Below are 14,159 nucleotides of genomic sequence, written 5' to 3'. Positions count from 1 at the left end.
GGAGCACGATGGAGTCATGAGCGAGAACACCGAAACCCACCCCGACTGGGCGCCGCTCGTCCGCGGCCTGCACACCCGGTTCCGCACCCGTGATTTCACCGCCGGCCTCGAACTCGTGACCGCGTTCGCGTCAGCGGCCGAGGAGGCGAACCACCACCCCGATCTCACATTGCGGTACGGCACCGTCGACGTGCTGCTCTACAGCCACGACGCCGGCGGCGTCACCGACCGGGATCGACGGCTCGCGGCGCGGTTCTCGGAGATCGCCCGCGAACGGGACGTCAGCGCCCACCCCAGTGAATCGTCGGTCGTCGAGCTCGGCCTAGACACCGCGGACGCTGCGGAGATCGCGCCCTTCTGGTCCGCGCTGCTCGGTGCCGAGGTCCAGGACGACGACGGCGGTCTCGAGGTCCAGCGGCACGGCGCCGATGCGATCCTGTGGTTCCAGCGCACCGAACCGCACGAGCCCCCGCGGCAGCGCTTCCACCTGGACGTCTGGGTGGACCCGCGCGAGGCGCGGGACCGCATCGACGCCGCCGTCGCGGCCGGAGGACGCCTGGTGTCGGACGCGCATGCCCCGAGCTTCTGGGTGCTCGCCGACGCCCAGGGCAATCACGCGTGCATCTGCACCGCGACCGGCCGGTCCTGACGGTCAGGCCCCGTCGACCCACTCCCAGGTCACGGTGCGCACGTCGGTTCCCTCGGCCCGACGGAGCCGGATCATGAGGTGGCGATCGGTGAGTCGCTCCGCGACGCCCTCTCCCCACTCGACCACGACGACGCAGTCCTCGAGGTCGGTGTCGAGATCGAGCGCGTCCAGCTCGTCGAGGCCGCCGAGCCGATAGGCGTCGACGTGCACGAGCCCGGGGCCGCCGGACGGGCCCGGACGGTGCTCGCGGGCGATGATGAACGTGGGTGAGGAGACGCGGCCGAGTACGCCGAGCCCCGCAGCGATCCCCCGAGTCAGCGCGGTCTTGCCCGCGCCGAGGGGACCGTCGAGGATCACGAGATCACCGGCCGCCAGCTGCGCGGCGAGTTCCCGGCCGAGCGACTCGGTGTCCTCGACCTCCGGCAGGACGCGCTCGCCACCGCGCGGCGCGGCGCTCACGCGGGCACCGCCCGCGCCACGAGATCGGCGATCGCCCGCGCCACCCGCGGTGCGGATTCGAGGATGAGCATGTGCCCGGTCTCGGCGAGCACGATGAGCTCCGAGTCGAGTTCCTCGGCGAGCGCCTTGGACTTGCGCAGCGGCGTCATCCAGTCGTGATCACCGCAGACCACCGAGGTCGCGATGCGGCGCAGCACGGGGAGAGCGCCCCGCTCGTCGTACTCCTCCAGCGCCGGCATGAAACCCGCGTACGTGCCGAGAGGCGCCGACAGGCTCATGGTCGACGAGAACTCGGTCATCGTGGCGCTGCGGTCACCGGGCGCGTAGGCGCCCGCGGTGATGAAGGGCGTCGCGATAGGCGTGATGATCTCGCGCCCGCGGCCCACGACCGAGGGCAGGAAGCGGATCGCGGCACGGACCACGTCGAGCACCGGATTGCGCAGCGCGGCAGCCAGCCCCACGTCGGTGAGGGCGTGCGATGCGGTACCCAGCAGCGATGCGCCCACCACACGGGAACCGATCAATTCGGGGTGCCCGGTGGCCAGCGCGCAGATCGCCATGCCGCCCATCGAATGCCCGACCAGCACCACAGGTCCCGTGGGGATCAGGGTCCGGATGACGGTGGCGATGTCGTCCCCCAGCAGACCGACGGTGCTCTGCTCGGGCGTGCACGAGCCGGAGTCGCCGTGGCCGCGGCAGTCCGGGAAGACCATCCGCACGTCGTCACCCCAGCGCTCCTGCAGTTCGTTGCGCACCAGGACCCACGACCCCGTGCGGAGCGTGAAGCCGTGCACGAAGAGCACCGTGACCGGGGCGTCGCGCGGTCCGACCTCGCGGACGTGCAGGGGCACACCGTCGACGCTCATCACGATCGATTCGCGGTCGGACCGGAACACCAGATCGTCCGGAGCCACCGGATCATCACCGGCGCCCCGGACACCGAGCACCCGTGCGGCGGCGGCGATCCCGGTGAGCGCCGCCACAGCTACCCCGGTGCCGAGGCCCGCCAGCAGCGCGGGCCCCGCAAAGTGCTCGGGAATGTGGACGCGGCCACGGTTCTCGTCGTTCACTGCTCCCCCGGGTACGTCCGGACGGCGCGCCCACGCACGCCGGTCAGGACCTCGTAGTCGATGGTGCCGAGTAGCTCCGCCCAGTCGGAGGCGCGATCCGCGCCGGGCGCGTCTCCGAAGAGGACCGCGGTGTCGCCCTCGGAGACCCCGCCGCCGTCGGGGCCGAGGTCGATCACGCTCTGGTCCATACAGACCCGACCTACCTGCGGGAACCGCCGGCCGCCGATCGCCACCTCGATCCGGCCGCTCAGCGGTCGCCACACACCGTCGGCGTACCCCGCGGGGATGAGCCCGACGACGGTGTCGCGGGGCGCTGTCCAACTGTGCCCGTAGCTGACGCCGTCGCCCCGGCGGATCCGCTTGATCAGGATCACGGGCGCGGCGAAGGTCATCACCTGCCGCAGCCCGAAGTCCCTGCCGGGCACCGGGATCCCGCCGTAGAGAGCGATGCCGGGGCGGACCAGGTCGAAGTGCAGATCGGGGCGGGTGAGCGCGGCCGCCGAGTTCGCGGCGTGCACCTGCGTGGGCGCGAGCCCATGTGCCCGGGCGTCGGCGACGGTGGCGGCGAGCGCGTCGCGCTGCACGTCCAGGAACGGGTGCCCGGGCTCGTCGCCGTGCGCGAGGTGGGTGAAGACGCCCTGCAGCTGGACGTGGCCGGCGCGCTCGGCGTCGACGAGGCCGTCGCGGACCGCGACCCATTCGGCGGCGGACACTCCGTTGCGGCTGAGTCCGGTGTCGACCTTGACGTGCACCACTGCCGGCCGCCCGACGGCCCGCGCGGCGGCCACGACGGCGGCCAGCTGGCGCGGCGAGCTCACGCCCAACCGCACGTCGGCGTCGATGGCCCGTTCGTACCCGCTCGTGCTCAGCCAACTCAGCAGCGGCACCGTCACGCCGCCCTCGCGGAGCGCCACGGCCTCGTCGACGGTGGTCACGCCGATCTCGGTGGCGCCGCCGGCGAGCACCGCGCGGGCGACGGGCAGCGCGCCGTGGCCGTAGGCGTCAGCCTTGAGCACCGCCATCACCGCGGCGCTCGGCGCGTGGTCGGCGACGATCCGCGTGTTGTGCGCGACCGCGCCCAGGTCGATCTGCGCGGTGAGGCGCTCCAGGCCGGACGCGGGAATCGATGTCTTCATGGCGCTGCTCAGCCTAGTCGCGCAGCACGTCGCGCAGGACGCCCGGCACCGCCGCGCTGATCGCGGATGCGTGCGTCGGGGCGCCGTCGGCGGCGCGGGCGGCCGCGAGTCCGTGCACCCGCGCGGCGCACGCCGCGGCGTCGAGGGGCGCGAGACCGGAGGCGAGGAGCTTGCCCACGAGGCCCGTGAGCACGTCTCCCGAGCCGGGCGTGGCCGCCCAGGACGAGCCCGCGGTGTCGGCCACGACGGCGCCGTCCGGGGCCGCGATCACGGTGACGTGCCCCTTGAGCAGCACCGTCGCGTCGAACTCGCGGGCCGCCTCGCTCGCGGCGGCCACCCGGTCGTTGCCCACCGGCCCCGCGAGCCGGGCGAACTCGCCGGCGTGCGGGGTGAGCACCGTCGGCGCGGTGCGGCCGGCCAGCAGGCCCGGGTGCTCGGCCAGCAGGGTGAGCGCGTCCGCGTCGAGCACCGTCGGGAGGTCCTGGTCCAGGACGCGGGCCAGACGGTCCGCGGCGGCACCGTCGACACCCATGCCCGGACCGGCCGCCCACGCCTGCACCCGCCCCGCAGTCGCGACGTCCGCGCTCGCCACCGTCTCGGGCCAGGCGCTGAGGACGGCCTCGCCGGCGGTGCCGGCGTACCGGACCATGCCCGAGCTCGCGCGGATCGCCGCGCCCGTCGCCAGCACCGCGGCGCCGGGATAGGCCTCGCTACCGGCGACGATGCCGAGGACGCCGAGGCTGTACTTGTCGTCGGCCGGCCCGGGGACGGGCCAGAGCGCGGCCAGGTCGGCGTCCTCGAAGGAGCGGAGCTCGCCGGGGCCGAGCGCCAGACCGATGTCGATCAGCTCGACCCGGCCGCACCGGGCGGGGGCCAGCGCGTGCACGGGCTTGAGCGCACCGAAGGCGACGGTGACCGCGGCCGTCACCGCGGGGCCGTGCACGACCCCGGTACGTACGTCGACGCCCGACGGGGTGTCGGCGGCGACGATCGGCGCGGCGATCCCGGCGACGAGCTCCGCGGCCTCGGGGCGCAGCGCGCCCCGGGCGCTGATCCCGACGATGCCGTCGATCACCAGGTCGGGGCGCGTCGGTGTCCCGACGACCCGCCCGCCCGCACGACGCAGCGCGCGCAGCCCAGCGGCGTGGGCACGATCGGGGGCCAGCAGCACCGCCTCGACGGCCACGCCGCGCCGGCGCAGAAAAGCCCCCGCGAAGAGCGCGTCACCGCCGTTGTCACCCGAGCCGACGAGGAGGGTCACGCGGCGCCCGGCAGTGCCACCCGTGCGGGCGAAGAGCTCCTCCGCGCAGACGCGCGCGAGGCCGTACGCGGCACGGCGCATCAGCGCACCGTCGGGCAGGGACGCGAGGAGCGGTGCCTCCGCCGTACGCACGGAGTCGGGATGGTGATAGTGCCGCACGCCGCCACGGTACGGCAGAGCTCGCGCGCTCGGTGGGGGGTCGCGGAGCGGCCGACCTCGGCGCGCGACGGCGGTCATCCGCTAACGTGAGCGGCGTGACGGATGCGAACAAGCTGGTGAAGCAGTTGCAGCGCCGCGGCCCGCACCGCGTGCTCAAGGGCGACCTGGGCGTCGCGGGGCTGCCCGGCGTGATCTACACGCCCGAGAGCGGCTCGAACCTGCCCGCGGTGGCGTTCTCGCACGATTGGCTCACCCCGTCGAAGCGCTACACCAAGACTCTGCAACACCTCGCGTCCTGGGGTTTCGTGGTCGCTGCTCCCGATACCGAGGGCGGCGTCCTGGGCTCGGACGGGCGTCTCGCGATCGACCTCGGCACCGCACTCGACGTGATCACCGAGGTCCGCCTCGGCGACGGCGCCATCACGGTGAACAAGGCCAAGCGGTCCGTGGTCGGTCACGGCTGGGGCACCGGTGCGGCGCTCATCGCGGCCGCCGCGGATCCCCGCATCGAGTGGCTCGCGGCGCTGTTCCCCGCGCCCACGTCGCCGCAGGCCGAGAAGGCCGCGACCGGGACGCACGCGAACGCACTGATCCTGGGCGCGCCCGGCGACGAGCACTCCATGACCTCGAACGCCGGCGTCCTCTCGCTGCGCTACTCGGGGCCGACGGAGCTGCGGATCGTTTCCGACGCCGTACCCGGCGGGCTCGCGGAGGGCATCTCCTTGCGCGGCGCTCTCGGCGCCGGCGGCTCCGACAAGACCACGCAGAAGAGGGTCCGCGCGCTGCTCACCGGCTATCTGCTGGGCGGGTTGGCCGACGACAAGGAGTACAAGGCCTTCGCCGAAGTCGGCGCCGATCTGGGCGAGAGCTCCTTCGTCTGGGATCCCGACGCCGAGCCCGAGCAGCCCAGCGCCCTGCAGCGCCTCCGCAGCCTGGCCTGAACCGGCTCTCAGCCGGCGCTGAGCCAGGACTGCGGCTGCTCCGTGCCGGCGATCACCGGGATCGGCCGGGTGATCTCGGCGGGCTCGGGGGTGGCACCCGCGGCCCGCATCAACTCGTCGAACAGGTCCCTCCGCGCAGCGATGCGGACCGCGCGCGCATGGTCCTCCGGATGGGGATCGGTACTGCTCATCGTGGCTCCTACGTTCCGCTGACCGCGAATTCGGCACCGGTGCCCTGCTCCGCGGGCGCCTCGGGCGGACACGGCTCCTCCGCAGGGGCGGGGTTCTGCCCGCCGACCTTCGGCGGCGTGGCCGGCCCCGTGGGCGGTGCCGTGGGTCCGGCGCCCCCGGCGGACGGTGTCGCGCCTGCGCCCGAGGGAGTCGCTCCCCCACCCGCACCCGTCGGGGTCGTTCCGCCGTTCGCGCCCGTCGGGCCCGAGGACGGCGAGGCCGGCGTGGCACCGGTCCCCGTGTCGTTCGGCGACGGGGTGGCGCCGGTGGCCGGCGAGGGCGTGGCGCCCTCCTTGCCGGCCCCCTCCTTGCCGGCTCCCTCCTCGGCTTGCACCGGGGTGAGCCTGCCGTCCTCGCCGACCGTAAGGGTCACCTTCTCGGTCGTCCCGTCCGGCTTCTTCACGGTGACCTCGACCGTCTTGCCGTCCGGGCTGAGGGTCGCGGTCACCGTGCGACCGAGCGCGTCGGTGCCCAGCACCTTCTCGCCCTTCGTGTTCTTGTCGGCGTCCTTGCCGTCCTTGGTGTTCGAGGTGTCCTTGTCGGAATCCTTGTCCTGATCCTTGCCGCCGCCGGTCTTGTCCTTCTCGCCCAGGCCCAGCTGCTCGGCGATCTTGGGCAACAGCTGCGAGAGCCACGACGTTCCGCTGTCCTTCCCCGTACCGGTACCCGCACCGGGGGTCGAGCTCGCCGGGGTGGTGGCCGACGGGGTCGTCGCCGACGGACTGGTCGACGTGGGCGTCGTCGGGCTCGTGCCCGACGGCGTCCTCGTGGGGCTCGCCGTGGTCGTCGTCGGGCTCGCCGTCGGGCTCGCCGACGTCGGGGCGGTGCTCGACGGGGAGGACGACGTAGGAGATCCCCCACCACCGCCGCTACCGGTGCCGCCACCCCCGTTGCCTCCGCCTCCGTTGCCACGGCCCCCGGTGCCGCCGCCCTTGCCACCGTTACCGCCGCCCGGGACCTCGGTGGTGCTCCCCGTGATCGTGCCGAACGACGGCGCGGGGAAGGCCGACGAATCCATGGCCTTCGCGGCCGCCGGCACTGTGGCGTAGGCGTTGCGGATCGTGGTGCTCGCCGTCGTACAGGCTCGGGTGAAGGTGGCCAAGTCCTCGGCCAATTGCTTCTCGAACCGAGCTCTGAGGTTGTTGACTTCCGTGGCGGTCAGCGCTCCCATCGTGAGCAACCCCGCCGTCAGCTTCAGGCCGCTGCCCCAGCCGATGGTGAACTCCTTCATGGTGAACTCGCTGAGCGCGGCGATCTTGGTCGCCACCGCACCGACCACCGCGTCGGGCACGTTCTCCGCCGCCTCCGCGGTGCGCTCCAGCACCGTGGCAGCCGGCTCACTGCGATTCTGATGCGCGTTCAGCGTGGTGACCGCCGCACTGCCCGCGTTATCGGGCCACGCGGTCTGCACACCGGCGCGTGCCCCGGCCTGATCCGTCACGGCCTGCCGCGCCGCGGTCGCCCGGCCCCGCAGCATGACCGCGTCGCCGCGGAGCGAGTCGAGGTGGATGCCCTTCTCGTTGTCGTACGCGCGGCAGATCTCATCACGCCAGTCCGGCCAATCCCGCGGGGACAGCCACGTCGCGATGTCGAGCATCTCCTTGAAGTACTGCAGGCACGCCGCGCCGCCGTCGAGCATCTGATCGACGGTCTGCTCCGCCATGGGTCAGACTCCGTTGACCGCGGCGGCGCCGCTGTCGTCGGTCGTCGTGTGAGCGGAGGCCGACGTGGTCAAGCCGGTGCCGCAGGCCCGCGCGCCCAGCTGCCACGCGTCGACGCCTTTCGCCAGGGTCTCCATCGCACCGGCGTATGCGGCGCCCTCCGCGGAGTACTCCCGGCCGAAGTGACCGGCCGTGGCGGTGAATCCGCGGATCCGGCTGGCGATGGTGCCGAGGTTGTCCGCCACCGTCGAATAGCTGCCGCCGGCTTTCGACACCGCGGCCGGGTCGATCTTTGTGCCCATGCGATCCCCCTCGCTCAGACGTCCCCTTATTCATTGGACGCATCAGCGGGCCGATCGGTTCCCGCAGGATCCCTCAGATCACGCCCGCGGCGCGCACCGCGTCGAGCAATCCGGTGGGACGGGCGTCGACGGGGAGCGGTTCGACCTGCGCGAAACCGCACCCGATGGCGCGGGAGGCACCGTCGGCCTCGGCGCTGTCACCGACCATGAGCACCCGCTCCGGCGGGAGGCCGAGCGCGGCGGTCGCGGCGCGGAAGACCGCGAGATCCGGCTTGGCGTGGCCCACCTCGAAGGAGAGCACGAACTCGTCGACGAGGCCGTCGATACCCTCCCGCTCGAAGGCCGGGCGGATGTCGTAGCCGATGTTCGAGAGCACGCCGACCCTGAGGCCGGCGTCGCGCACCGCGCGGAGCACGGCGGCCGTGTCGGGGTAGATCGTCCAGTTCAGCGGGTTCGAGAACTCGCCGTAGAGCCGCTCGCGCTCGTCCGCGTCGTCGACGCCGGAGTGCTCGAGGACGTGCAGGTAGGCGCCGCGATGGTCGGCCGACGAGAGATCCCGCGCATGCCAGGTCCGGCGCGCCTGCTCGTCCATCGGCACGGGCTCGCCGACGGGCACCGTCATCCGGTGCAGGAGCTCTCGCTGGGCGGCATCGTCGAGGACGCGCCCCGCGGCGTCGGTGAGCTCGGCGAACCACGCCGGGTCCGGCTCGAGCCGGAACAGCGTCCCCGAGAAGTCGAACAGCACGCCCTCGTAACCGGTCATGCCCACACCGTACCGGTTATGAAAACGTTTCGACAGATGGTTTCAGGAGATGAGACCGGCCAGCCGCTCCGCAGTGCCGCGGGCGACCTCCTCGGTGGGCGCCTCGACCATGACGCGGACCAGCGGCTCCGTGCCCGACGGTCGCAGCAGTATCCGGCCGGCCCCGCCCAGTGCGGCCTCCTCGGCGGCCAACGCCGCGGCCAGGTCCGACGAGGACATCGCGGCGGCCTTGTCGGTGACCTTGACGTTGACCAGGACCTGCGGCAGGACGGTGAGCACGGAGGCCAGCTCGGCCAGCGACGAGCCGGTCTGCGCCATGCGCTCCATGATCTTCAGGCCGGTGAGGACGCCGTCGCCTGTCGTGCCGAGAGCCGGCAGCACGATGTGACCGGACTGCTCACCGCCCAGCGCGTAGCCACCGGTGCGCAGTTCCTCGAGCACGTACCGGTCGCCCACCGCGGCGGTTCGCAGCGTGATGCCCGCGGCCTTCATCGCGAGGTGCAGGCCGAGGTTGCTCATCACCGTGGCCACCAGCGTGTGATCGGTGAGCTCGCCGGCCTCCTCCATCGCGATGGCGAGGATCGCCATGATGGCGTCACCGTCGACGGTCCGGCCGGACGCGTCGATGGCGAGGCAGCGGTCCGCGTCGCCGTCGTGACCGAGCCCCAGGTCGGCCTCGTGCGCGAGCACCGCCGCGCGCAGGCCCTCGAGGTGGGTCGAACCGCAGTCGCGGTTGATGTTGAGCCCGTCCGGAGCGTCGTGGATGGCGATCACCTCGGCACCCGCGTCGCGGTAGGCCCGGGCGGCCACCGTCGAGGCGGCGCCGTTGGCCGCGTCGACGACCACCTTCAGGCCGGCGAGCGGGACGTGCACCGCCGACTCGAGGTGCGCGACGTAGCGGTCGACGGCATCGAAGGCGCGCTTGACGCGGCCGATCGCGGCCCCGGTCGGGCGCGGCGGCGCGGGATCGTCGAGGGCCGCCTCGATGGCGTCCTCCTGCGCATCCTCGAGCTTGTGCCCACCACGGGCGAAGAACTTGATGCCGTTGTCCGGCATGGGGTTGTGCGAGGCGGAGATCATCACGCCGAGCGCGGCGTCGTACTCGGCCACCAGGTGCGCAACGGCGGGCGTGGGCATCACGCCGACGAGCAGCACGTCGACGCCCGCGCTGGTCAGGCCCGCGGAGACCGCCGCGGAGAGCATCTCCGACGATGCCCTCGGGTCCCAGCCGACCACCGCGAAGGGCCGTTCACGGCCTTCCGGATCGTGCGCGCCCAGCACGGCGGCAGCCGCGGCCGACAGCCGCAGCGCCAGATCGGCGGTCAGATCCTTGTTGGCCAGGCCGCGCACACCGTCGGTCCCGAACAGACGCCCCATGAAGAAAACCTCACTGATGAGAAGTGGTGGAGAAACGCGCCAGGGCAGGCACTCGCACGAATGCGAATACCTGCCCTGGACGGTAAGACTGCAATCAGCGCTTGCTGTACTGCGAAGCCTTGCGGGCCTTCTTCAGGCCGTACTTCTTGCGCTCGACGGCACGCGGGTCACGCGTGAGGAAGCCGGCGCGCTTGAGCGCGGGGCGATCCTCGGGCGAGACCTCGATCAGCGCGCGGGCGATGGCGAGGCGCAGCGCGCCCGCCTGGCCCGACGGGCCGCCACCGGTGAGGTTGGCGGCGATGTCGAAGGACTCGAGACGCTCGACGGTGACCAGCGGGGACTTCACCAGCTGCTGGTGCAGCTTGTTGGGGAAGTAATCCTCGATGGTGCGGCCGTTCAGCACGAAGTTGCCGGTGCCGGCGGTCAGGCGCACGCGGACCACGGCCTCCTTGCGGCGGCCGACGGTCTGGATGGGACGCTCGACGACCACGGGGCCGCGGGGGGCACGGGTCTCGGCAGCGGCCTCAGGGGTCTCGGACGTGTACTCGTTGGGAACGACCTCTGCGTCGCCCTCGAAGTTCTCGATCGTGTCGCTCACTGCTGCGCCACCTGCTTGATCTCGTAGGGAACCGGCTGCTGCGCGGTGTGGGGGTGGTTCGGGCCGGCGTAGACCTTCAGCTTGCCGCCGATGGCGCTGCCCAGCTTGTTCTTGGGGATCATGCCGAGAACGGCCTTCTGCACCACGCGCTCCGGGTTCTTGGAGCCGAGCACCTCACCGATCGAGCGCGAGCTCAGGCCGCCCGGGAAACCCGAGTGGCGGTAGTGCCGCTTGTCGGTGAGCTTGGCGCCCGACAGGGCGACCTTCTCAGCGTTGATGATGATGACGTAGTCGCCGCTGTCCACGTTGGGGGCGTAGGTCGGCTTGTGCTTGCCGCGCAGCAGGTTGGCAGCTGCGACAGCGAGGCGGCCGAGCACCACGTCGGATGCGTCGATGACGTGCCACTGCCGGGTCACGTCACCCGCCTTCGGGGTGTAAGTAGGCACAGGAGATCCTCTGCTCGATGGTTCGGTGCCGGTCCCATGTGCGGCAAGAGCACCCCCGGCGACCAACGGAGACCCGGGACTCGACTCCGCGTCACCCCCGAAAGGGCAGCGCGGCGCCACACACCAGCGCACCAGAGTACGCGGGTGCCCACCAGCAGGTCAAAACGTCGCCGACGGTGCGCTCGCCCCCGCTCGGCGGGGCGGCTCCCGGAAGCACGGCGCACGCACCCCAGGTGCGGGTTCAGGGTGCGGTCCCGGGTCTTCCCCGATGTGCTCGCGCACCGTCGGGAAATACCGTTCCGTTCATGACGACCCCGACTGTGGAGACGCCCGCGGCGACGGCCTCCGAGACCCCGCCCCCGCGCTGGACCACCGCCCAGCTCATCGGCTTCCGCCTGCTGTTCACCCTCGGTGGCGGCCTGACGATCCTCTCCGTCTTCGGCAGCCTGCTCCTGCACGTCGTGCTCGCGCCCGTGCAGGGCGTCTTCGGGCGGCTCGGCGCCCTGGTCACCGGCACCGAGTACCAGGCGATCGTCGACACCAGCTCCGGGGATTCGGTCGCGATCTGGCAGTACCACGCGGGCTGGGCCGCGACGGCCGTGGTGATCACCGTGGTGTGGACGCTGCTCGACCGGCGCGCCACCGACTACCGCGCCCTGGGCGGCCTGCTGTGGCAGGTGGGCCGGATCGCGCTGGCCTCCGGCATGATCTTCTACGGCCTCGGCAAGGCGATCCCGTCCCAGTTCGTGTTCATGCAGCTCCCCACCTACGCCTTGCAGCCGGCGGGCGACATCAGCCGGATGAACATGCTGTGGGGCTTCATGGGCGCCTCGGACGGCTACTCCATCGCGACCGGCCTCGTCGAGCTGATCTCGGGACTGTTCCTGCTCTCCCGGCGCACGTGGATCCTCGGCGCCCTCGGCTCGATCATCTCGATGGTGCAAGTGGTGCTCATGGACACCTTCTACAACGTGCCGGTGAAGTGGCTCTGCTTCGAGTTCCTGCTGATCGCGCTCACCCTGCTCGCTCCGCAGTGGATCAACCTGATCCGCGTGGGCTTCGGCCGCGCCGCGGGCCCCGCGCCCCGGATCTGGCGCGCGGCGGGCGCCGACCGCGCCTGGCTGCGCCGCACAAGCATCACGGTGGCCGCGCTGATCCTCATCGTCACCACGGCCCTCGGGACCTTCATGGGCGTGTCCTCCCAGTTCGCCCTGAAGCAGCCGCGCACCACGCTCGACGGGGTGTGGCACGCCACCTCCTTCCGAGTGGACGGCAGGGAGGCGACCGTCGCCGAGGACCCGTGGATCAACATCGCGATCACGCACCGCGGCCGCGGATTCTGGGAGTTCATCGGCGACGGCTACACCAACCTCGTCACGCAGGACAACAGCGCCCGCGTCACGCCCTGGCTGCTGACGATCGACGACGGCGCGCTCACCGTCAAACCCCGCAAGTCCGCCCCGGAGACGGTGCTGAAGTACACGCAGCCCGATCCCGACCGGCTCGTGATCACCGGGCGGCTGGACGGCCGCGAGATCGCCGCCGACTACGCGCGCCGGCCGATGCAGCGCCAGTCCGAGGAACTCCGGTTCACCCACCCCACGCCGGACAAGGACGCACCGACTCTCGACTTCCCGTGATGTCCGGTTACATCTGTCACTAGGAGTGATCGTGAGTGAGCCATACGATCGGGGCATGAGCGCACCTCAGAGCCCGATGAGCCCGATGGCCCCGGTCGGCTCGGCCGGCCCCTTCGGCCCGGCCGGGCCGGTGACCCCGCCGGCGCCCCCGGCGCCCGAGCCGCAGTGGTCCGGCGCGCAGAAGCTGGCCTTCCGCCTGCTGTTCGTGCTCGGCGGCGGCATCGTGCTGCTGTCGCTGTACGGCAACGCGGGTCTCGCGCTGCTCTGGAAGTCGACCGGGATCTGGTGGGCGCTCGCGCAGATCGGCAGCTACATCAGCCGCGGCGAGGGCGTCGACATCGTCGTCTCCTCGGGCGGCGACAACATGTGGCAGTGGTGCATGCACCTCGGGTGGATCGTCGTCGGACTGGTGATCGTGGCGGTCTGGACGGCGCTCGATCGGAACCGGCCGAACTACCGCTCGCTGCTGGGGCTGTTGGGCGTGCTGGCGCGGTTCGTGCTGGCGATCTCGATGATCATCTACGGCCTCGCGAAGGCGATCCCCACGCAGATGGGGTTCATGATCCTGCCCTCGCACCAGTTGCAGCTCACCGGCGACACGAGCATGTTCACCACGCTGTGGGGCTTCATGGGCGCGTCGATCCCCTACATGGTGATCACCGGCCTGATCGAGCTGACTGCCGGCATCCTCCTGCTGTGGCGCCGGACGACACTGCTGGGCGCGCTGATCGCGATCGTGGCCATGGGGCAGGTCTTCCTGCTCAACCTGTTCTACGACGTCCCGGTGAAGCTCGTGGCGGGCGAGCTGCTGATCGTCGCCGTCGCACTCACCCTCCCGGCGGCGCCGAACCTCCTGCGCGTCGTCTTCAACCGCCCCGCGCCGACTCCGGTGACGCCGCTCCCCGTGGCCGGCGCCGGTCCCGCGTGGTCGCGGATCACTGGCCAGGCCGTGAAGTTCTCGGTGGCGGGTCTGATGTTCGTCCTGATCGCGGCGCAGGGCGTGCTGATGACCTACGTCATCCACACGCCGCGCTCCGATCTCGACGGTGTCTGGCGGGCCACGTCCTTCTCGATCGACGGTGCGCCGGCGGGCCTGACGCAGCGCGACCCCGCGCCGTGGTCGAACGTCGCGATCACTCTGCGCGGCAGCACCTCGAACACGACCATCGCGGCGCTGGGTGAGCAGTACGACAGCGTCGTGACGCAGGAGCCCTCCGGCTACACCACGGCATGGCGGCTCGATCTCGACGGCGACGTCCTCGAGCTGCGCAAGCGGGAGGAGGACGCTCCCCTCCGGGTGACAGCGCGACTGGAGGGCGATCGGCTGCACCTGACCGGCACCCTGCGCGGCAAGAGCTTCGACGGTGTCTACGAGCGGCGTTTCATGGAGCGGGAGCGCTCGCACTTCCGGTTCGTCCAGCCCGACGATCCCGGCGCCACCAGTCCGGAACAAGGAGGTTCATGAC

At 71.9% G+C, this 14,159-nt stretch carries 15 protein-coding genes; 4 read left to right on the top strand and 11 right to left on the bottom strand.

Features of this window, described 5'->3' with window-relative positions; all coding sequences use genetic code 11:
• Nucleotides 1-16 precede the first annotated feature (16 nt).
• On the top strand, nt 17-649 hold the full coding sequence (locus FK268_RS14265; protein WP_146435143.1) for a 4a-hydroxytetrahydrobiopterin dehydratase: 633 nt from the start codon (nt 17-19) through the stop codon (nt 647-649).
• 3 nt (nt 650-652) lie between these two features.
• On the opposite strand, the gene tsaE is transcribed toward FK268_RS14265, so the two are convergent.
• From tsaE to FK268_RS14245, 4 genes are read right to left on the bottom strand one after another with little or no spacing between them, the layout of a single operon-like run.
• Nucleotides 653-1,108: a tRNA (adenosine(37)-N6)-threonylcarbamoyltransferase complex ATPase subunit type 1 TsaE gene (gene tsaE, locus FK268_RS14260; RefSeq protein WP_146435139.1), complete on the bottom strand. Its 456-nt coding sequence runs from the start codon at nt 1,106-1,108 to the stop codon at nt 653-655.
• Nucleotides 1,105-2,178 (bottom strand): alpha/beta fold hydrolase, encoded by a 1,074-nt coding sequence (locus tag FK268_RS14255; protein WP_146435136.1) that lies wholly within the window; start codon nt 2,176-2,178, stop codon nt 1,105-1,107. The genes tsaE and FK268_RS14255 overlap by 4 nt, the downstream gene beginning before the upstream one ends.
• On the bottom strand, nt 2,175-3,314 hold the full coding sequence (gene alr, locus FK268_RS14250) for an alanine racemase (RefSeq protein WP_146435134.1): 1,140 nt from the start codon (nt 3,312-3,314) through the stop codon (nt 2,175-2,177). Before alr ends, FK268_RS14255 begins: the two co-directional genes overlap by 4 nt.
• A gap of 13 nt (nt 3,315-3,327) precedes the next feature.
• The gene (locus tag FK268_RS14245) at nt 3,328-4,734 is read right to left on the bottom strand and encodes an NAD(P)H-hydrate dehydratase (RefSeq protein ID WP_146435131.1); all 1,407 of its coding nucleotides are present in this window, start codon (nt 4,732-4,734) and stop codon (nt 3,328-3,330) included.
• A 95-nt stretch (nt 4,735-4,829) separates the two neighbouring features.
• Here FK268_RS14245 and FK268_RS14240 point away from each other — a divergent pair, with 95 nt between their 5' ends.
• Nucleotides 4,830-5,675: a dienelactone hydrolase family protein gene (locus FK268_RS14240; RefSeq protein WP_231707083.1), complete on the top strand. Its 846-nt coding sequence runs from the start codon at nt 4,830-4,832 to the stop codon at nt 5,673-5,675.
• A gap of 8 nt (nt 5,676-5,683) precedes the next feature.
• Here FK268_RS14240 and FK268_RS14235 read toward each other — a convergent pair whose 3' ends face one another.
• From FK268_RS14235 to rplM, 7 genes are all read right to left on the bottom strand, one after another.
• Nucleotides 5,684-5,866: a hypothetical protein gene (locus FK268_RS14235; RefSeq protein ID WP_146435125.1), complete on the bottom strand. Its 183-nt coding sequence runs from the start codon at nt 5,864-5,866 to the stop codon at nt 5,684-5,686.
• Between the two features lie 8 nt (nt 5,867-5,874).
• The gene (locus tag FK268_RS24770) at nt 5,875-7,569 is read right to left on the bottom strand and encodes a hypothetical protein (RefSeq protein ID WP_193560285.1); all 1,695 of its coding nucleotides are present in this window, start codon (nt 7,567-7,569) and stop codon (nt 5,875-5,877) included.
• Between the two features lie 3 nt (nt 7,570-7,572).
• Nucleotides 7,573-7,869 (bottom strand): hypothetical protein, encoded by a 297-nt coding sequence (locus tag FK268_RS14215; protein ID WP_146435117.1) that lies wholly within the window; start codon nt 7,867-7,869, stop codon nt 7,573-7,575.
• Nucleotides 7,870-7,942: 73 nt separating this feature from the next.
• Nucleotides 7,943-8,632, bottom strand: a complete 690-nt coding sequence (locus FK268_RS14210; protein WP_146435113.1) for an HAD family hydrolase — start codon at nt 8,630-8,632, stop codon at nt 7,943-7,945.
• A gap of 42 nt (nt 8,633-8,674) precedes the next feature.
• Entirely contained in the window at nt 8,675-10,009 is a 1,335-nt protein-coding gene (glmM, locus tag FK268_RS14205) for a phosphoglucosamine mutase (protein ID WP_146435111.1), read from the bottom strand.
• 94 nt (nt 10,010-10,103) lie between these two features.
• Complete coding sequence (gene rpsI / locus FK268_RS14200; protein WP_146435108.1) at nt 10,104-10,607, bottom strand: 30S ribosomal protein S9; 504 nt, start codon at nt 10,605-10,607, stop codon at nt 10,104-10,106.
• Nucleotides 10,604-11,053 carry a 50S ribosomal protein L13 gene (gene rplM, locus FK268_RS14195; protein ID WP_146435106.1) on the bottom strand — a complete coding sequence of 150 codons (450 nt, stop codon included), beginning with the start codon at nt 11,051-11,053 and terminating at the stop codon, nt 10,604-10,606. The genes rpsI and rplM overlap by 4 nt, the downstream gene beginning before the upstream one ends.
• 305 nt (nt 11,054-11,358) lie before the next feature.
• Between rplM and FK268_RS14190 the strand changes: the two genes are divergently transcribed.
• Both FK268_RS14190 and FK268_RS14185 read left to right on the top strand, forming a co-directional pair.
• Nucleotides 11,359-12,693, top strand: coding sequence for a hypothetical protein (locus FK268_RS14190; protein WP_146435103.1), 1,335 nt, complete (start codon nt 11,359-11,361; stop codon nt 12,691-12,693).
• 55 nt (nt 12,694-12,748) lie between these two features.
• Nucleotides 12,749-14,158 (top strand): hypothetical protein, encoded by a 1,410-nt coding sequence (locus FK268_RS14185; protein WP_146435100.1) that lies wholly within the window; start codon nt 12,749-12,751, stop codon nt 14,156-14,158.
• Nucleotide 14,159 lies beyond the last annotated feature (1 nt).

Origin of the sequence: Tsukamurella sputi (genome assembly GCF_007858445.1) — a bacterium.
Taxonomy (GTDB): domain Bacteria; phylum Actinomycetota; class Actinomycetes; order Mycobacteriales; family Mycobacteriaceae; genus Tsukamurella; species Tsukamurella sputi.
Note: the sequence above shows the minus strand (reverse complement) of the source record. Positions and strands in the feature narration are given on the sequence as shown.

Excerpts from the sequence above, each read along its gene's own strand:
- FK268_RS14265 (WP_146435143.1), top strand. The coding sequence starts at position 17 with ATGAGCGAGAACACCGAAACCCACCCCGACTGGGCGCCGCTCGTCCGC.
- alr (WP_146435134.1), bottom strand. The coding sequence starts at position 3,314 with ATGAAGACATCGATTCCCGCGTCCGGCCTGGAGCGCCTCACCGCGCAG.
- FK268_RS14235 (WP_146435125.1), bottom strand. The coding sequence starts at position 5,866 with ATGAGCAGTACCGATCCCCATCCGGAGGACCATGCGCGCGCGGTCCGC.
- FK268_RS24770 (WP_193560285.1), bottom strand. The coding sequence starts at position 7,569 with ATGGCGGAGCAGACCGTCGATCAGATGCTCGACGGCGGCGCGGCGTGC.
- FK268_RS14215 (WP_146435117.1), bottom strand. The coding sequence starts at position 7,869 with ATGGGCACAAAGATCGACCCGGCCGCGGTGTCGAAAGCCGGCGGCAGC.
- FK268_RS14210 (WP_146435113.1), bottom strand. The coding sequence starts at position 8,632 with ATGACCGGTTACGAGGGCGTGCTGTTCGACTTCTCGGGGACGCTGTTC.
- glmM (WP_146435111.1), bottom strand. The coding sequence starts at position 10,009 with ATGGGGCGTCTGTTCGGGACCGACGGTGTGCGCGGCCTGGCCAACAAG.
- FK268_RS14190 (WP_146435103.1), top strand. The coding sequence starts at position 11,359 with ATGACGACCCCGACTGTGGAGACGCCCGCGGCGACGGCCTCCGAGACC.
- FK268_RS14185 (WP_146435100.1), top strand. The coding sequence starts at position 12,749 with ATGAGCGCACCTCAGAGCCCGATGAGCCCGATGGCCCCGGTCGGCTCG.